The sequence below is a fragment of the Neisseria sp. P0021.S006 genome (genome assembly GCF_051956895.1).
On record NZ_JBQCWZ010001131.1, the window covers coordinates 1 to 488 of the forward strand.

At 54.5% G+C, this 488-nt stretch carries 1 protein-coding gene; it reads right to left on the bottom strand.

Annotated elements, in window-relative coordinates:
- The coding region (locus ACTHUM_RS19105) for an asparaginase domain-containing protein (protein WP_440403852.1) at nucleotides 1-425 on the bottom strand (425 nt) is incomplete at its 3' end.
- Between the last annotated feature and the right edge of the window lie 63 nt (nucleotides 426-488).

Genomic DNA, 488 nt, shown 5'->3' on the forward strand with positions numbered 1-488 from the left:
ATCACCACTTGTTTGAGTTTGAGCGAGAAAGCGGAAACGGCGGTGGCAAGGTTGCGCGACGCATCGCTGTTGGCGGCATCGTAAGGCCATTGCGAGCCGGTCAGGATAACGGGTTTGTCCAAGCCTTGCAGTGAAAGGGCGAAGAGGTTGGCAGTGTATGCCATGGTATCTGTGCCGTGCAGCACCAAAATGCCGTCATAGTCAGGCAGTTTGGTGATAATAAGCTTCAACCAGTCGCGTTGGTTTTGCAGCGTTACTGCGGAAGAATCGATGAGCGGCTGGCAAACGTGCCATTCGAAATCAAGGGCTTCCGAAAAGGGGGCAAGGGCTTTATCGACGAGAGCGGTGTCGGGACGCAGGCCGGCGCTGCTTTGGGTCATGCCGATGGTGCCGCCGGTGTAGAGGACGAAGATTTTTTGTTTCATGGTGTTTCTGATGAATGATTGAGGCCGTCTGAAAGCGGGGAAGTGTTTCAGACGGCCTGGAAT